Origin of the sequence: Chitinophaga sp. 22620 (assembly GCF_052044405.1) — a bacterium.
Classification (GTDB): domain Bacteria; phylum Bacteroidota; class Bacteroidia; order Chitinophagales; family Chitinophagaceae; genus Chitinophaga.
Genome location: NZ_JBQEMV010000003.1, coordinates 162976 through 179018, shown reverse-complemented (window position 1 = coordinate 179018; position 16043 = coordinate 162976). Strand labels below are relative to the sequence as shown.

Here is a 16043-nt window from a genome sequence, read left to right as displayed (position 1 = left end):
GCGCTACACACTACCGGATCAACGCCGCAGCAACGGAAGTGGATTTTGAAGGCGAAGCGTTTGCGGACGGACTGGTCAGCTCCGCCGAGCTGGTGATCGACCGCACGGCGACGGCTCCGCTGAACCTGACGATCAACAATCTGCCGCTGGACAGTACAAAGCCGCTGTTCCTGGCGTTGGGGATTGAGTTCTTCCAGCAGGTCAACAACGAGCTGTACAACCTGCACAACGGCGCCCACAACGCCACGGCATTGATAAACGTATCCGGCGCACCGTAACGCCCGGATGTAATTTTCTAACCTCAAAACTGTTCAGAAATGAATATAGGAAAACGTTTGATGGCACCCACGCCGCCATTTTTCCAGAAGGTGCGAACGATCGGGCTTTTACTGACGGCGCTCAGCGCGTCGATCATGGGCTTGCCGGTGGTGCTGCCGGAAGTCGTTACGCAGGTAGCAGGTTACGTAGCCCTCGCCGGTGCGGTGATGACAGGTGTTAGCCAGGCGGCGGTAACAAACGAAGGCACGTAGGTAATGTGCTGACGTATATTTCAGTGTGAAGGCTCCTGCAGGAAAATGCAGGGGCCTTTTTTATTCGCCCATCAGGGCGTTTACTCTCTGCTTCGTGATAAAAGCGTCTATCACGGCCATGACATGAGTTTTGTCTTCCTCTGACAATTTCTCCAGCTGTTGCAGCTTATATTTTACTGCATCCGTGGTGTTTCCCATTTCCGTTTCATGACCTAATACGAGATAATCCAAAGAGATATTTAATGCCTTTGCAAACTTCGCCGCAATTTCAATTGAAGGGCTCATTCTATCCTTTTCGTACTTGCTCACCAGGTCTGCAACCATGCCGATCATTACTCCCAAATCTTTCTGTGTTAAATCCCGTTGTTTGCGCACGAGGGCAAGCCGTTGTCCAAATGTCATGCTGTCAATTTTGTTACTTGTCAATTTACTTTAATTGTTTGATAAAATGCTGTATTAATGGTTTTATTTATATAAATATAGTAGTATAGTTATATGTAAAATGTGAATATGTGGATAAAATACGCTTAAAAAGTAGTAATAAAGATTGTTTTAAACAATCGTAATTAGTATATTTATATAGTAATACTACTACAATGAAAAAAGAACGTTTGTTAACCGTAGGCTCCGCCTATTATGATCATGACCTGCATACTGAAAAAGTACCTCACATTCGCCTGAGCGGCAAATGGCTGGAAGCGGCCGGCTTCAAAGTGGGAGATCTGATCTCCGTAGAACCCCAGGAAAACGGCCTGCTCATTCGAAGAATGGATGGCTTACAGCTGCTTGAAGATTCCGGCAAAAACAAAGTCGGTCCTGCAGGAAAAAACCTCATGCGCATTATCTCAAAGCGCATAGAAATGACGTTGCCGGTGAAAGGCAAAGCGCATTGCAAATCTCACTCTCAAAATTGATTTGTTAACCTAAAACCTTGTAAATTACTATGGAAAACGTGTATGTAGACACCTCCGTGATTGGAGGCTGCTTTGACGTGGAATTTAAAGAATGGAGTTTGGCGCTCTTTGAGGAATTTAAGGCCGGCGACAGAAATATTATTGTTTCCGAACTTGTGCTGTCAGAAGTAAAAAAGGCGCCGAGCAACGTTCTTGCCGTTTTAAATGAGATACCTTTACAGTACCGGCTGGACTTGCTGACAACAGATGAAGCTATCACATTGGCTGAAACCTACTTAAAGGAAGGTGCTCTTACGAATAAAAGTTATGACGATGCGCTGCATATTGCGATCGCAACAGTGAACAAAGTAGATGTGCTGGCCAGCTGGAACTTTAAGCACATTGTAAACCTCAACCGGATAAGGTTGTATAATTCGATAAATCTCCGGCTGGGCTACAGGCTGCTAGAGATACGAACACCCCGAGAAATATTAAACATACGCAACTATGAAAAAAGAGAAAAAGAAATACGATGCGGTGAAGGAGGTGCGGAAAATTCGCGATCAGATGAGTGAGTACCATCTCAAAAATCCCGAAGAATTGAAGAAGGAATTAAAAGCCGCCCGGGAAGAACTTGCCCCATGGACGAAGACGAAAAAGCCCGATTGAGGCCTAAGCGTTGGAGAACGTAGGGGAAACAGGGAGAGCCCAGGCGGCTAACCTTGCCTGAACACACCTGGATATCTGCTGCAGGCCACAAGCCCGCTGCTGATCCCTCGGCTGGAGGTGAAAAGAAAACACATACTTGTGGGTGAGGGTGGCTCACGTATCAATCCAAAAGGAAGGAAGAGCTGCCACCCTCGCCCACAAGTATGCGCCAAGATTATTCCAAAGCTGAAATGATATCCCAAAGCCGCTGTTCGCGGCAGGCCATGTTCTGAAGCCGGGCTACACCTTCGCACCGGCATCCGTCAACTACATGTTTACACCTTGCCCAACGCAACCAGGTACACAGCCACTTACACGGGCGTCTCACGTAGATGGTCAGGAAGAAACCTCTGCCTGCCAACAAAATGAGCCCGCCACCACCCGCCATGCCGGGCTGGGCCAGGGGGCGGGAGCGCGGCAGAGCCGCGCGGAGCAACCTGTGACCAGCACGGCAGGCAGGTGGCGGACGAATATGGGGCAGCGTAGGGACGCGCGCTTCAGCGCGTGGACCGTGAGCTGCCCGAACGCAGGTTTTAGGCCGGGCCGCACGAAACACCCTGCCCGGAAGTACAGCCCGGCCTAAAACCGGAGTGAGACCTTTTTACCTGACCATGGCATGGGAAGACTTAGTAGAAAAAGGAATGCGTTGCTTCTTATTGGGCCAGTAATACGTCATTCCAAGGTGCGACCTACAGTAACTGACAGACCGACCCTACGCAAACTCTTTTGTGTAGCTTCTCAGCATACTTGCATACACATTTTTTTCTACACGCAATTATTTATTTAACAAGGAAATTGTATTCCAAGTGCGCTTGCGTAGCTCAAGCTACAAAGTCGTTGGAGTCGCCAAGCAATGTCCTGGAATTCCATGTCTGTCAAACCAACACAGCGTAATGCCATATTGGCAAGTTCAACCGCCGTGGGACGATTTTTGCTTTGTAGCATTGCTTTTATAAATATCTCACGTATGACAATATCGATACTCCAATCGTTCCTGGATAATCAGTTTATCCGTTTGGAAGATGATGCAGATCATGAAAAACTAAAAAAAGCGGTTGAAGACCTTAAAAAGAAATGGGGCAAAGACAAAAAAAAGATAATTCGCGCAACAATGGTAGCGTTAGATCCGGACGTGGATTCCGCAGACTCTCTGGTGCAAGAAGTGCAAGCCGCGATCATCCAGAAATGGGCGACATTTATCAATAGCTCGACCCGTACTAAAGATACCCCCTTGACTTATATACGCTCAGTGATCCTAGAGGTTTTGCAACGGCTAGCTGCCAGTGACATCGATTACGCTGCCCTAATCTTTTACAGTGGTCAGAACACGATCCGCTATTATCGTCTTGATCGTGAAGCTCCGGTTTTACGAACGTTTATCGGGGATTTATCCAGCCTGGTGGAAAAAGCAGCACAAAAGTTGTGGCAGGACATGGGCACGGTTGATCTGCCACCTTTCAATCATCCGCCGGCGCAAAAAATTACCGACCTTTCTGAGGTAAATAAAGACGAGCTTAACACTATCCTTCTCGACGCATCTCTATACTCGGGTTGGGGCCGAGGGGGAAAAAATCCTGGTGCTCCCAACAACGGACATCAGTGGGCAGAATTTTTCAGTAAGACAGCGGCCGAAGGACTAGCAATGCAATTGAACAAGGTCTTGGCGAATCCTCAAAAATACAATGCGCAAACAGAAGCGCAATTAAAAGCATATTTTGCTGTATTGCCGTCATATTTTAAACAGGTCAGCGAAAGTCTTGAGCAAAGTTATTGGGCTCTCAACTTCAGAAATAAGCTGCTCTGGTGGAAGGCAGCTCTTTATTCCTCCAAACTGTCCACCAGTTACCGGAGCCTGCCGCCAATTGTAGCAGCCGGCGCTATGGCGGCAGACCTTTGTACGGAAGTTCCGGAACTACATCCAATCAGTGTTGACTACTTCCTGCGTGAAACGCTTCACGATGTACTTGGTGTGCAAGCCAGCAAGCCCCAGCCGTTAAACGTCCTCCTGACCGAGATAAAGGCCCATAGGGCTCCCTTTTTGAAATTGCTTCCAGCGATGGACTTGCTGCCGGCCCGCTTTCCTCTGATTGCTTTTATTCGAAATTACCTAGATGACGCTCTTCCACTTGATCAGCTGTCAGTCACCACTGGCATAGCTGCCAATGCAGAAGTTTCACTCAGTGATCTCAGCGTTTGGTGCCTGCATGACCTACAAGCCAACCATTTGTCCACTGTTAAATAACTCAGGGATATGAGTAAACGATGCACACAACCGGATTGTCCCGCTCCAAGAGGACTTTGTAAAGTTCACTTCAGTAACGAACACCCCAAATGCGAACATTGGCGGGATGAGCAGATAGCGACTGGGAGTGGAAGCAGGACCACGGCGAAAGGACAATATCTCTTCCCCTGGCAGGGCGCCGCCATGGAACCCAAAGATATTGCGTTAGTCAGTGCCCGGTCTAGCCCCGTCATATTGGGAATGATTGGCACAGCGGATGCCGGCAAGACCAGCTATCTCAGCATGCTTTTTTGCCTTTTGCTCAACGGTTGGCGTTTTGACGGCTGGCAATTTTCAGGCAGTTATACGCTTTCGGCTTGGGAGAGTCTGGCCCAATACATGACAATCAAAAGGGCCGGGCGCGTCAGCTTCCCACCACCAACACCCAGCAACCCTGATTTTTATAGCTTCTACCATCTGGCGCTGCGCCACGAAAATCGCTTCCGGGATGTTCTATTTGCGGATTCATCCGGTGAAGTATTCAAACGTTGGTCTACTGATACCCAGGATAACGGTGCTGAAAATGCCCGCTGGATTTATGCTCATTCCAGCGCTTTTGTTCTTTTTGTCGACTGTGCTGCATTAGTAGTCCGTATGGCTCAAGCAGTATTCGATATCTGCCAGATGGCAGAACAACTGGCAACCAATCTGGACGGTCGCCCTGTGGCGATAGTATGGTCAAAATCTGATCGACTCGCTGACATTCCAACTACCATTCAGCAAAGTTTGCGTGAGGATCTTTATAACATATTTGGTAATGTAGATACCTATGAAGTATCGAACTTTTCCACCCCAGGGCAAGATCCTGGTCACTTTAACGACAATTTAGTTGTAATTACTGACCTGCTGTCACGGATACACCAAAAAACACTGACGTTACCAGCGCCCGCAGACGCCCAGCCGCCAGTTGACGATTACTTTTTAAACTACCATAACGCCTATGCCCGTCACTAACAACACCCTCATTATCGGCAAACCGAAATCAGGCAAGACCACTTTTCTTGCACAGCTCTACTTGCGGGTCCGAAAACGGAAAGGGCAAATCACCTTATGGAAGGCGCCGGCAAATATCAAAGTAATCGAAGATGCTATCGCCCGGCTTTCGGCGGGCGAAGAGCCGCAAAGCACTCCCCTGCAAAGTAATGAGGAAATGGTCTTGCCAATTGCTATTGATAATCAGCAATCCGAACTCATCTGTCCGGACTATGGCGGTGAACAAGTGAGCCATATGGTAGAGCTTATGGAATACCAGGAGAAATGGCGTCAGCGGGTGCAGCAAAGCGACCACTGGTTACTATTCCTCCGCCCAGGTGCGGTGGTTAATTACTATGATTTGAGCAACGGCGGCCATGAAAAGCTGCAGACCATGCGCAGCAATGGGCAACTCAAAAGCCCGCTATCCGAACAATGTCATATGATAGAACTTTTGCAAGCGCTGCTATATCTGCGCAATATCGGCACTCGGCAGCGCATCTCCAGTCCTTCGTTAATGGTAGTCCTGACTTGTTGGGATGAGCTAACCGATCCCGCCATTCCCCAAAAATACTTGCGAGAAAATCTTCCCTTGATGCATGACTTTATCGAAGCTAGCTGGCACCTTTCCTCCTGGAAAATATGTGGCTTATCAGCTCAGGAATTTCCCTTGCATGACGATCCGGCCAAGGAACGATACCGTCAGGAGTTGCCGGAAAGCTTTGGTTACTACATCGCGCATGATGGCACCAAGCACAAAGACATTACCCTACTCCTCAAAGAAGTAATGCTATGACTACCCTGCATCAGTCTATAAACGGCGACAAGGATGGTGCATTTGCGCTACTGGCCACCAGTATGACCAATCTGCAAGACGCCCAAAGGATTTTTACACTAACGGACATGCGCACACGACCTGCTGATGGTATCGAGTGGAGCCCGACCATCCGCGGCACTATGGCATTTGATAAATATTTTCTGTTTCTAAAGACCTTCAAGGACGACACTCCAGGCGTGAGGGCTGGTAGAATTTTTTCTCATGCACTGATTGCTTCCCAAAATGACCTATGCCACATTCATGACTTTCGGCATTTGCTGGCGCTGCTACCTCAGATTGCTGACAAGGCGCTGCGGCCGTCTGCATTGCAACTCGATACAAGCCAGCCGCTGCCACGGTTGAGCCCGGCAGACTCTCCACGTCTAGCTATAGCTGTCAATGCACTGTTGCATCTGGACCAATATCAAAATACCATCGTATGGGTCGGACGGGAAGGCTTTGAAGATCTGGTAACAATGGTCTGGAACGCTGCCAGTGTACCTATTCGCGAAAACCTGCAATTTGATGTAGCTTTTCATCCACGCGAAATCACCGACACAAAAAAAATAAATATCGTATGGATTCCGCCATCGGTCCTTGCTAACTGGATACACACCAGTTTTTGCCTAATTTATCCCGGCCAGAACGCTATTCTCAGTAGCACCGCTGCTCTTTATCTGACGTCGGATGAGCCTCATCGTACCGAGCTGGGACAAGTACTACACGAATTTAATATCACTGTTGATAATTTCGAGGACTATCTTTATGCTGGCCGCATAGCCGATCTTTTAAACGCGAATTCTGAAAATGCTACTCTGGAAGAATACATTCTGACGGCTGACCTTACTTCAAAACTCAGTCCCGATCCTGGATGCGCCGGAGGGCACAAACAAAAATTACTCAGCGAGCTTGCAGAACGGATTTACCAAGCTGATGCCCGTGAAATTCTCGGCCTGAGCAATGTTTTATGGAAAGGTTTTGCAACTGCCGAGAAAACCTTGAGTCCAGCACTCGAAAAATGGCTAAATAAGCATCTATTGAATAAGGAAGTAGATACAAGCCTTATTGTCCAAAAGTGCTTTGAAGAGGGGACCTCTTGGTGGCGCTCTATTGTAAAGACGTCCTTGAAACAACAACTTCAGCGTTGGCAAATTGACTATGCCCCTATACTGTGGCAATGGTGGTCTCGCGATGCAACACTTGTCGCCAAAACATGCATGCTGCTGCCCATTTCTCCCAGCATGGAAATAGATCTGTTAGCCGCACGCCCTATTTCCATATCTAAAGCACTTTCACATTCAGTGCTATCAGCGGCCCTCTCAAAAAATTGGCTAACCTTGCATGGCTTCGCTCTAATGCAACTATATCCTCCCCTGGAGGCGCTTGAAAAACAACTGAAGGTGGACCAGGTCCCAGATGATTTCAGGGCCCTGAATGCCATGACTACAGGGCTAAATGATAAAGCACTCCTCAATATTACTCTAAGCTTAAACGCTGAAAAACTATTTCTACTGGCAGCAAAAAGGATAACCCAATACCCGTCGTTACTGGCCGCATTGGACGTCCGTCACAATTCATGGCAGCGGATATGGTACTACAGCTTGGAAGATGGGCGCGATCCCTGGATAGGTGTACCTGATCCTCGTGCAACCCTGTTTTCATTGATGGATATCATTATGGACAACCAGCCGGTGGAAGTGGCACTGCTGGAAAAGCTCTGCACGTCCCCTCAGGCCGACCTGACTAGCTACGGACAACGACGGCAGCTCTGGAAAAAGCTATCACCTGCCATCCGGGAATCGCTCTTACGAACGACAATCCCGGGTATTGTCGATGCTTTGGCAGGGGGGGCACTCATTCTATCTGATCTCGAAACTGAGCTCTGCACTGCCCTGGCACAACGCGACATACTCGTCTCTTTAACATGCAATTCCCACATTTCAGTGTCGGCCCGGTTGCAGCTTTTCGATACCATTACTACCACCAACCAGTATCCCGATTTATTTATGAAACTACTAGCCGATGAACCCCTGACCTATGCAGAATCTGCCCTGGCAGGAAAGCTAATAATCCGAAACTATTGGGGACAGGTAGCCCGCTTCCTTGCAGATTCCGTACAAAAGAAACCCGACCTAATGCCCGCTTTGCAGGAATGCCAATCGTTACTTGGTTTGTTTGACAAGCTGACATTGGCCTTGCGGGGAAACATGCATACGGGGAAGTCCGCTGACGATTGGTGGAATGGCCTTAAGGATGTATGTAGGTCTTTATATCCCCACGGCCCCACCGATAGGGGTATCTGGCTACAGGCAGGTGGTCATGAATATGATCTACAGAATCATGGATCCGGACAGGAAATATGGGCCAATGCCCTGCAACAGTTGCGTTATCGTGGCTTTAATGGCATTACCACCATGAAGCTGATCGATACCATGATTTTAGAAAATAGAAACAACGAACAACTGCCCCTCCTAAAAGCTTTATTTAATAAATTATGAGTAGTACGATAATCATCTTAACCGCCATCCCAGAGGAACAAGACGCGGTATTAAATTGCCTGAAAGACTACGAGGGCACTAAGCATCACGAGACGGGTACTCAGTATTACACCGGGCTGCTGCCTGTTGGTAGTGGGCAGGTAAAAGTAGTCGTTGGAAAAACCAACCAGACCAACGTCCAGGCGGCAACGGAAACCGAGCGCGCAATTGCTTTGTTCCGACCCTCACATATTTTTTATTTGGGCGTGGCAGGTGGCCTAAAAGATGTTAAGGTTGGAGATATTGTTATTGGAGATAAGGTTATCGGCTATGAAAGGGGAAAAGCAGAGACTGAATATAAACCGCGTTATGAATTTGCTGCTTCCTCATATGATCTGGAGCAAGCCGCCTTTGCTTTTTCCCAAAGTCCAGCCTGGAAAAATATCGCAAGCTCGCTGTTAAATATGACTTTTCACGATGAAATAAAAACATACAGCGGTGTGATCGCTAGCGGCGAAAAGGTGCTCGCCAGTGAACAGGCTACTGCCTTGCAATTGATAAAAAAAGATATCAGTCACGCACTCGCTGTAGAAATGGAAGGATTAGGATTTCTGAGCAGTTGCCGTGCGCATCCCGAGGTTAAAACCTTACTGATACGAGGTATTTCCGATCTGATCAACGACAAAGGAGAAATGGATAACAAAGGTTCCCAACCCTATGCGGCACAGAATGCCGCCGCCTTCCTGTTTGGACTGCTATCAAATTTATCCCATCAATTGTTGCTGCCACTCACGAGCCAAGGCATGCGCGAACGGATTTTTGAAATTGCCTGCAAGCTCTATCCTCGAGGCTTGGAAGACAAAGGGATATGGGAAAGAGCTGGAGGCGACCTTTCAGTGGTAATGTTGCAAACGCAGGGGAAAGCACAATGGATCAGCGCATTGAGATTGGTGGAAAACGGCGGTGGCGGGGACGTTAGTTTTCCCAGCCTATTGCAACAAATGGCTTCGGACGCTCCGGGAAACCAGGCAATAGCCCATCTATTAAATGCCCCGCCAACGCATTTCTGATTTTACCTAATATATAAACAGCTATAGCTGTAACAAAAAAAATCCTTTCATCCCGGTTGGAAAAACAATTGCAATAATAATTTTCATATTCGTGATATTCCCGGTGGTTTGCCAGTTCGCAACAAAGGGAAGTATGTGAATAAAAGGAAAAACTTTAGTATTATTCAGATTTAAAGGGAACTCTAAAAGACCCTAGATTATTAACCTTAGAAACAAGGTCGAAGCTTATTTTTGGAAGGTATTTTTAATACCTATGATACTCGGTATTATCTAAACGCTCTCTAAGAGCAGCAATTTGGTCATTGAGTGAAGACGGTTCAAAATCGCAATAACATTCATCGTAATTTTCTGAAATAAAATCACAGATTTTCATGCGTATTTCTTCGTCGTTTTCATAAATAACAGATGAATGAGAGTAATTGTTAGGTTGACCAAGAGGGGCTGGATTTCCATTAATTATAGGGGTATGTAATACATCTTGTACTCCATTAATACTACGGAGCATTCCTGCATTCAATTTAAATACCTTAAAATGTTCGTGATTTTTATATTCAGTTTTTTTATGTCTATATGACAAACCAATTAGAATATAAATTTCGTTAACGGTACAATGACGATTCCAATAAACGGAAAGGCCATCTGAATCAGGGATAAAGTGACTTTCGCTTGGGATTCGTTTGTTTTTCAGTTTGTCTATATGAGCTTGCCTATAAACAAAACATTCATTAGTAATAACTTCAATAGGCTTGGGATATGCTAGATTATCAAATTTTTCATCCATACCATTAGATGTTCAGCGATATTTTCACTAGGTACATTTCCTTTAATTTGCATATTATCTCCTCTTAAATCTCCATAGAAATAGGCTAATATTCCTTTTGATTCAACTTCTCTAATGTTAATGAGTAGTCGCGCTTTTGGAGTCCTCCATGATAAATCTATTGACCCATCGGGGCAGGGGTTAATTTCAGGACATGCAATAGATTGTCCGGAAGCATTAAAAATTTCTCTTGCATAGTTGAGTAAAAATTTTACTGACAATCTCCAAACGTCTTTGGAGATTGTCTTTGCACGCCCATCATCCCAACCTTCTTCTAAACTGAAAATAAACTCAGATTCTTTAACCGCTTCAGCTATCTCTTTTAAACTATTTGGTACTTCAATGAATTCTTCTAGAATATTGATTAGTAAAGACGAGCTCCTAGTGGGTTTAATCCAAAGGTTACTAGGTGGGCGAAGGGCCTTGAATCCAGTCACTACAACCTTCTCCGAATAACTATAGCTGTCGTCGCCAAAATTGCTATAGCTATCCTCCCGTTCCCAATTTTTGTCTACCTGAGCGGCATATTTACATTGAAGTGAATACTTTTCCATCTCAATCATTTAATTCTATAAATGAAATACTTCCATTATAGTCGTCTTTTATTTTACTCTCTTTTAACAACGCTCTATCGATAGCGTCCCTTAATTTCTTTAAATCACTTGTATCCATACTGATGAATAATTCTTCTTCCTGACGATTTTTTAGATATTCAAACTTGAGATTATGAATAATTACGGCGTGTCTATTTTTATCTTCTATGTCTTTTTTAAATACAATTCTCACATCGGAAATTACTCTAGAACTTCTATATATAATTGCATTTTCAGACTGTAAAGAAAGCGCTTTAAATGAAAGTTTAAGGTTATCACAATTTGTAAGAAGAAGTTTTATTTTCGGAGCAAGAGATTCTATATTTTCTTTTGAAATTTCATTCTTTGTGTTAATTACTTTGAACGCTTCCACTAAGTCCTCAGCAATTTCATCTTTATTAAAATCATCGTCATTTTCGTTCAAAAAACTACCAAAACTAAATATTACTGTGGCTATATAATTTATGCCTTCAATATTGCTAAATTTACCCGCAAGCGCATTTCGGAAATTAGTAGGACCTGTTCCAACGGGAAGTTCAATTAACGCATTTTTTATTTGCTCCACTTCAGCAATATCCAAGTTCGCCAAAAAAGTAAAGCCAGGAATATAGGTTTGAGGTATTTTATACTTAGCCATAGACAATCCCTAGAAATTTATTGCAAGCTAACACTAATACAATAAAATACTTAATAAATATATGAATAAAAAACAATCTACATATTTAATATGGTAAAACAATTTTAATCTAAGTATTGTTCAAAACTTATAACCTATTAATAATCAGCACAAATAAGTTTGTGATTAAATTTTTCACGGTTAGCAGCCCGTTTAATGTAATATTTTTTATGAAAATGTTAACAGAAAAGGAATCTTTAAATTTGCTCCATGCCAATTTTAATGACCTATATATTTCCTAAACTCTTTTATCTAAACATTCTCCATTGAATGTAATCAAATTAAACATCTCCCTCATCCTGCTCCTGACCCTATTCCCATAAATCCCCTCCAGCTCCTCACTATTCAAATTCGTCGTCACATGCGTAATCATCTTATGCGAAACGAACAGGTCATACCGGGACAGCAACACTTCCGCCATTACGTTATACGTCACCCCATAGTAGCCCGCCGGCGACTCCAGCCCGAGGTCGTCAAAGCAGAAGATTCGCGGCACACTGGTGTAGGGGAAGAAAGACAGCCTGCCAAAGTGATCAATCACGTCCGGGCCCTTCCTGGTAAAGGTCAGGCTGACCGTCCGGCAGGGCATCATCGTGTGCCGGAAGGATTCCGGGCAGTAGGCCCGCATGATGTTCATCAGGGATGTTTTACCGCAGCCCACCCGACCGCGCAGCATGATGCCTTTGTGCAGGTCGATGCCTTCCACCTGGGCAATGGCCTCGTCCTGCAGGAAATAGCAAAGGAGTTTGAGGACAAGGGGCCGGTCTTCCTCGTGGAGGGTGAAGCGCGGCCCGTAGATGGTTTTGCCGCGCAGCTCCACGTCCTGCAGGAGGGTGTAGTAGTCATAAGGGGTCTTGGTAATCCTTGTCCTCTCGGGTGTGGAGCCGTCCTGCTGCTGGTCCTGGTGGGTATTTTCGGTAGTCATGGTTTTGGTTTTGTGGGTTACGAATGTTGAGCATCCATTTGTGCGCGGCGGCGCGCCAGTCGGCTATCCGCGTTTTGCCGGCCTGAAGCCATCCGTTGGCCTGGTAGTGGTGGAAGAATTTCGCAGCTTCCGGCCCTGGGTATTTTTCCAGGCTAAAAAGCTCCCTGACTTCTTGAAGTGTCGGCGAGGTGAATGGAAATTCCGCGCGGTGTGTGTTTTCATCTTTCTCGGCATTGCCTGATTGATTTATATTTTTTTAATGGGTGAGGGTGAGGGAGGTTCCACTCTCTCATTGTTTACTATTAAGTTTATATGTTTATATAAGTGTCGCAATTTTGAGACTACTCGTGTATCATTTTTGAGACTACTTTCGCCGCTGGTAGTCTCAATTTTGAGACACGGCGTAGTATCATTTCCGGTACATGTAGTCTCAAGTTTGAGACTGCCCGCAGGATCATTTTCAATACATGTTGTATCAATTTTGAGATTACTTTTTTCGGCTTCCGGCAATCCGGCGGCCAGTTCCAGCGGCACAATACTGACCTGGCTGAGCAGTCCTTTTCGCCCGGCGGGATGATAGCAGATGTACCCGAACATGTCCAGTTCCTTCAGGCACCGGGTGTAGGTATTGACCGAGCCGATGCGGCAAAGGCTCAGCACCTCTTCCCGGAGGATGGGAAAAGTGCTCTGGAACCGGTGCAGGTTCCAGAGCTGGAACAGGGCGAAGTACAGGCTGATGTGATTGGCATGGAGCCGCCCATCCCGCCGGATAAGGGCGAAAAGGAACTGCTGGTGCAGGACGTAGTTGATGCCGGCCGGCTCGCTCATTGCCCGCGTTTTTGCATGGGTGTGCCCGGGTAAGCGGAATCCTTCATCAGCGCAAGGATGGCCTCATAGTCGTACAAGATGAGCCCGCCCATCTTGGAAAAGGGAATCGCGCCCTTATTGCGCATGGTCTGCAACGTGCCGGAGGAAATGCCCAGCATTTGCCTCACCTGGTAGGACTTGATCCATTTTTTGGCCGTGGGCGGCGGTTGTGCGTTGAGAAGGTTGCGGATCTCGGAGACAAGCTCTTCTTTGAAAAGCTGGAGATCTTCGTGGGTGATAATTTCTGCTGCCATTTATTTCGTTTTAGTGTGCAGCAAAAGAAGGAAGAACCCGAAAGCGAGAACAGTGGCAGGGGTTGCGCAACCCCTTGTAACTTATTGATTATTAAAACACATTACAATAAAGAATCTTTATGCCAGGCAGCTAAGAACGGTTCCGGCTGTTTAAATGATCCCCTTTGATCTGTCCGAAGCCATTTTCAGGAAGCCTTGCACGGACTGGCCTATGGCAGCATCATCATTGTAGTAATGATTGCGCATGCTCGATGCGGAAATGTTCTCCGTCTTTTCGGTTCTGAAGATGGCCGTAAATATTTCCAGGAGTTCCGTTTTATTTTCATGCACGATGATCCCCGTATCAGTAAAAAGTTTTAACAGGTGCGCCAGCTGGGGAACAGAGAGGGTTGTCATGATCTTTGGGCCCGGCGCCGCGTTCTTTGGTGCTGGCTGAATAGTACCTGGCGAATAATTAGCCAGGTAGTTGATTTCGTGGCTGAGCCAGGCGCTCAGCTGTTCTTTTGCGGTGGGGGAAAGTGGGTTTAACGCAAAGCCAGGCATGGCGGTGGTCTGATTTATTTCCTTCAAGGTAAAAGCCAATGCGGCAGGGTCTTCCGGTAGCTTTTGGGTGTAATAATTCAGGAAGGCAGGACTGTTAAAGTTTAGGGAGATCAAGGTATGTTCTATGGCGATGGTCGTCATGGGCGTGAGTTTCCCAAGGGTTGTAATGAGTGAGGAAAGATAAAACGTCCGGCCATAGGAAGTTTTGCCGTAATCTTCGGCACCAATAAAATCCGCATATGCGGATTCGATGATGTCCAGCAGGGCCGGGGAAATATTTGCCTCCTCTGCGGCCGCTTTGAAGCTGAAAAAACTGTTCACCAGCGCATCCTTCAGCTGAATTTCATGGGGAACAGGCAGGTCAATGTTTAGATTCATATATCTCCCATAGTATTGCTCAAGGCAAGACAGGATTTCCTGTAACGCCTTAACCACCGGAGCATATGGAGAGCCGCATTTCTTCAGGTCGGCGAAATTGTTTGCTATGAACCTGTAGGCGCTGTTAATCAGATCTACCACCCGCCTGAAATAGGCGTTAACCGTCCAGATGAGTTCCCCTTCATTGTAAAAATGGAAGTCCAGGTCACGGAGATACTGAAGCACAGCGGCTTTCTCCCGCTCCATCTCTAAAACATTAAAGTGGGGATGTTGCTTTTTGCTCTTGGCTGCCGGCGCCGTTCCAGTAAGTTTACCCAGTAGTATCAAATCCTCAAAAAACCTAAGCCGATTCTGATGCATAGGCGGAGATTTAGAAGCATGGCATTGGAGAAAAGAAATGTGCCTTTTAATGGAAAACGCGGGAACTGGGAAATTACAACACCAAATGATTCCAACACTCTCATAATGCACGAGAAATTCTCTGTGAATTCAGAGAATTTCTCAGGTTTTTGAAGATTGGTATGTGTACAAAAAAAACAGATCAGATTTTGCATAGAAGTTTCTCAATAAAAAAGCCCGAATAATCGGGCCCAGGGGACAAATATCACACAAGGAACTGCTCACTTTGGCTTTCTAAGGATGATGTATGTTTCCCCATTTGTTGTTAATTGTCCTCGATAATGGATTTCCCATCCATTATTGAACCAGTAATTCAGTGCCTCAGTAATATTTCCTCTTCTATCTGTGCCACTCCAGTTATTTGGAATGACTGTAAGAAAATTTTTAAAATTATCTACATCATTGGAAATTAAATATTCATACTCTTGCGGTATAATTTTCACCTCTCCCCGTACATCCAATGTTTTAAAGGACGTTACAGGAACAGCCTCCAAAGCCTCAATTACTATACTTTTGTTTGTAACAAAAACTTTCGTATCAATAGACTCAGACATAAGAAAAAAATTAAACTTTTAGAAATAAGGAATTTTTAATTTGGTTTTATGGTAGGACTACTTTTCTATGGAGGAATAAAATTGGGATTACTTACACATGAGTAATATTTAATTGTAGTATTGGGACTTTTCTTTTGCATTGCGATAACCTGCATTAAAATGTAAACGAATGCCAGAATGGACATTTGGCTAAATTCAACATTAAAATTTTGCAGGAGGTGGATTGGTAGTAGGATAAAACTATCAGGGATTAATACCCAAGTGGGTTCTTATTATAAATATAACG

At 45.5% G+C, this 16043-nt stretch carries 19 protein-coding genes; 10 read left to right on the top strand and 9 right to left on the bottom strand.

Annotation, left to right across the window (positions count from 1 at the left end; genetic code table 11):
• Positions 1-38 precede the first annotated feature (38 nt).
• On the top strand, positions 39-278 hold the full coding sequence (locus tag ACTJIK_RS16120; protein WP_440647883.1) for a hypothetical protein: 240 nt from the start codon (positions 39-41) through the stop codon (positions 276-278).
• A 90-nt stretch (positions 279-368) separates the two neighbouring features.
• Positions 369-530, top strand: coding sequence for a hypothetical protein (locus tag ACTJIK_RS16115; protein ID WP_440647881.1), 162 nt, complete (start codon positions 369-371; stop codon positions 528-530).
• Between the two features lie 60 nt (positions 531-590).
• On the opposite strand, the gene ACTJIK_RS16110 is transcribed toward ACTJIK_RS16115, so the two are convergent.
• Complete coding sequence (locus ACTJIK_RS16110) at positions 591-932, bottom strand: helix-turn-helix domain-containing protein (protein WP_440647879.1); 342 nt, start codon at positions 930-932, stop codon at positions 591-593.
• 194 nt (positions 933-1126) lie between these two features.
• Here ACTJIK_RS16110 and ACTJIK_RS16105 point away from each other — a divergent pair, with 194 nt between their 5' ends.
• The 7 genes from ACTJIK_RS16105 (at position 1127) to ACTJIK_RS16075 (ending at position 9748) form a co-directional block, all read left to right on the top strand.
• On the top strand, positions 1127-1444 hold the full coding sequence (locus tag ACTJIK_RS16105) for a SymE family type I addiction module toxin (protein ID WP_440647877.1): 318 nt from the start codon (positions 1127-1129) through the stop codon (positions 1442-1444).
• Between the two features lie 29 nt (positions 1445-1473).
• Entirely contained in the window at positions 1474-1998 is a 525-nt protein-coding gene (locus ACTJIK_RS16100; protein ID WP_440647875.1) for a type II toxin-antitoxin system VapC family toxin, read from the top strand.
• 1100 nt (positions 1999-3098) lie between these two features.
• Positions 3099-4373: a GTPase-associated system all-helical protein GASH gene (locus ACTJIK_RS16095; RefSeq protein WP_440647873.1), complete on the top strand. Its 1275-nt coding sequence runs from the start codon at positions 3099-3101 to the stop codon at positions 4371-4373.
• A 9-nt stretch (positions 4374-4382) separates the two neighbouring features.
• The gene (locus ACTJIK_RS16090) at positions 4383-5366 is read left to right on the top strand and encodes a TRAFAC clade GTPase domain-containing protein (RefSeq protein WP_440647871.1); all 984 of its coding nucleotides are present in this window, start codon (positions 4383-4385) and stop codon (positions 5364-5366) included.
• Positions 5353-6180, top strand: a complete 828-nt coding sequence (locus tag ACTJIK_RS16085) for a TRAFAC clade GTPase domain-containing protein (protein WP_440647869.1) — start codon at positions 5353-5355, stop codon at positions 6178-6180. Before ACTJIK_RS16090 ends, ACTJIK_RS16085 begins: the two co-directional genes overlap by 14 nt.
• Positions 6177-8699: a GAP1-N1 domain-containing protein gene (locus ACTJIK_RS16080; protein WP_440647867.1), complete on the top strand. Its 2523-nt coding sequence runs from the start codon at positions 6177-6179 to the stop codon at positions 8697-8699. Before ACTJIK_RS16085 ends, ACTJIK_RS16080 begins: the two co-directional genes overlap by 4 nt.
• Positions 8696-9748, top strand: a complete 1053-nt coding sequence (locus ACTJIK_RS16075) for a 5'-methylthioadenosine/S-adenosylhomocysteine nucleosidase family protein (protein WP_440647865.1) — start codon at positions 8696-8698, stop codon at positions 9746-9748. Before ACTJIK_RS16080 ends, ACTJIK_RS16075 begins: the two co-directional genes overlap by 4 nt.
• A 244-nt stretch (positions 9749-9992) precedes the next feature.
• On the opposite strand, the gene ACTJIK_RS16070 is transcribed toward ACTJIK_RS16075, so the two are convergent.
• The 4 genes from ACTJIK_RS16070 to ACTJIK_RS16055 all read right to left on the bottom strand — a co-directional run bounded on the left by ACTJIK_RS16070 (position 9993) and on the right by ACTJIK_RS16055 (position 12762).
• Positions 9993-10529: a hypothetical protein gene (locus ACTJIK_RS16070; protein ID WP_440647863.1), complete on the bottom strand. Its 537-nt coding sequence runs from the start codon at positions 10527-10529 to the stop codon at positions 9993-9995.
• Positions 10505-11122, bottom strand: coding sequence for a hypothetical protein (locus ACTJIK_RS16065; RefSeq protein WP_440647861.1), 618 nt, complete (start codon positions 11120-11122; stop codon positions 10505-10507). Before ACTJIK_RS16065 ends, ACTJIK_RS16070 begins: the two co-directional genes overlap by 25 nt.
• 1 nt (position 11123) lies before the next feature.
• The gene (locus ACTJIK_RS16060) at positions 11124-11798 is read right to left on the bottom strand and encodes a hypothetical protein (protein ID WP_440647859.1); all 675 of its coding nucleotides are present in this window, start codon (positions 11796-11798) and stop codon (positions 11124-11126) included.
• A 277-nt stretch (positions 11799-12075) separates the two neighbouring features.
• Positions 12076-12762 carry a hypothetical protein gene (locus ACTJIK_RS16055; protein ID WP_440647857.1) on the bottom strand — a complete coding sequence of 229 codons (687 nt, stop codon included), beginning with the start codon at positions 12760-12762 and terminating at the stop codon, positions 12076-12078.
• Between ACTJIK_RS16055 and ACTJIK_RS16050 the strand changes: the two genes are divergently transcribed.
• Positions 12761-13003, top strand: a complete 243-nt coding sequence (locus ACTJIK_RS16050) for a hypothetical protein (protein WP_440647855.1) — start codon at positions 12761-12763, stop codon at positions 13001-13003. The genes ACTJIK_RS16055 and ACTJIK_RS16050 overlap by 2 nt on opposite strands.
• A gap of 5 nt (positions 13004-13008) precedes the next feature.
• Here the strand turns inward: ACTJIK_RS16050 and ACTJIK_RS16045 are convergent, their stop codons facing one another.
• The 4 genes from ACTJIK_RS16045 to ACTJIK_RS16030 all read right to left on the bottom strand — a co-directional run bounded on the left by ACTJIK_RS16045 (position 13009) and on the right by ACTJIK_RS16030 (position 15757).
• A complete protein-coding gene (locus ACTJIK_RS16045) occupies positions 13009-13590 on the bottom strand; it encodes a hypothetical protein (protein ID WP_440647853.1) in 582 nt (193 codons plus the stop codon).
• The gene (locus ACTJIK_RS16040; protein ID WP_440647851.1) at positions 13587-13883 is read right to left on the bottom strand and encodes a helix-turn-helix domain-containing protein; all 297 of its coding nucleotides are present in this window, start codon (positions 13881-13883) and stop codon (positions 13587-13589) included. Before ACTJIK_RS16040 ends, ACTJIK_RS16045 begins: the two co-directional genes overlap by 4 nt.
• Before the next feature lie 150 nt (positions 13884-14033).
• Positions 14034-15164, bottom strand: coding sequence for a hypothetical protein (locus tag ACTJIK_RS16035; RefSeq protein ID WP_440647849.1), 1131 nt, complete (start codon positions 15162-15164; stop codon positions 14034-14036).
• Positions 15165-15424: 260 nt separating this feature from the next.
• Positions 15425-15757, bottom strand: a complete 333-nt coding sequence (locus tag ACTJIK_RS16030; RefSeq protein WP_440647847.1) for a hypothetical protein — start codon at positions 15755-15757, stop codon at positions 15425-15427.
• Between the last annotated feature and the right edge of the window lie 286 nt (positions 15758-16043).

Coding starts and splice junctions, on each gene's coding strand:
- ACTJIK_RS16060 (WP_440647859.1), bottom strand. CDS start 11,798: ATGGCTAAGTATAAAATACCTCAAACCTATATTCCTGGCTTTACTTTT.
- ACTJIK_RS16045 (WP_440647853.1), bottom strand. CDS start 13,590: ATGAGCGAGCCGGCCGGCATCAACTACGTCCTGCACCAGCAGTTCCTT.
- ACTJIK_RS16110 (WP_440647879.1), bottom strand. CDS start 932: ATGACATTTGGACAACGGCTTGCCCTCGTGCGCAAACAACGGGATTTA.
- ACTJIK_RS16070 (WP_440647863.1), bottom strand. CDS start 10,529: ATGGATGAAAAATTTGATAATCTAGCATATCCCAAGCCTATTGAAGTT.
- ACTJIK_RS16065 (WP_440647861.1), bottom strand. CDS start 11,122: ATGGAAAAGTATTCACTTCAATGTAAATATGCCGCTCAGGTAGACAAA.
- ACTJIK_RS16055 (WP_440647857.1), bottom strand. CDS start 12,762: ATGACTACCGAAAATACCCACCAGGACCAGCAGCAGGACGGCTCCACA.
- ACTJIK_RS16030 (WP_440647847.1), bottom strand. CDS start 15,757: ATGTCTGAGTCTATTGATACGAAAGTTTTTGTTACAAACAAAAGTATA.
- ACTJIK_RS16105 (WP_440647877.1), top strand. CDS start 1,127: ATGAAAAAAGAACGTTTGTTAACCGTAGGCTCCGCCTATTATGATCAT.
- ACTJIK_RS16035 (WP_440647849.1), bottom strand. CDS start 15,164: ATGCATCAGAATCGGCTTAGGTTTTTTGAGGATTTGATACTACTGGGT.
- ACTJIK_RS16075 (WP_440647865.1), top strand. CDS start 8,696: ATGAGTAGTACGATAATCATCTTAACCGCCATCCCAGAGGAACAAGAC.
- ACTJIK_RS16080 (WP_440647867.1), top strand. CDS start 6,177: ATGACTACCCTGCATCAGTCTATAAACGGCGACAAGGATGGTGCATTT.
- ACTJIK_RS16100 (WP_440647875.1), top strand. CDS start 1,474: ATGGAAAACGTGTATGTAGACACCTCCGTGATTGGAGGCTGCTTTGAC.
- ACTJIK_RS16050 (WP_440647855.1), top strand. CDS start 12,761: ATGGTTTTGGTTTTGTGGGTTACGAATGTTGAGCATCCATTTGTGCGC.
- ACTJIK_RS16040 (WP_440647851.1), bottom strand. CDS start 13,883: ATGGCAGCAGAAATTATCACCCACGAAGATCTCCAGCTTTTCAAAGAA.
- ACTJIK_RS16090 (WP_440647871.1), top strand. CDS start 4,383: ATGAGTAAACGATGCACACAACCGGATTGTCCCGCTCCAAGAGGACTT.
- ACTJIK_RS16095 (WP_440647873.1), top strand. CDS start 3,099: ATGACAATATCGATACTCCAATCGTTCCTGGATAATCAGTTTATCCGT.
- ACTJIK_RS16085 (WP_440647869.1), top strand. CDS start 5,353: ATGCCCGTCACTAACAACACCCTCATTATCGGCAAACCGAAATCAGGC.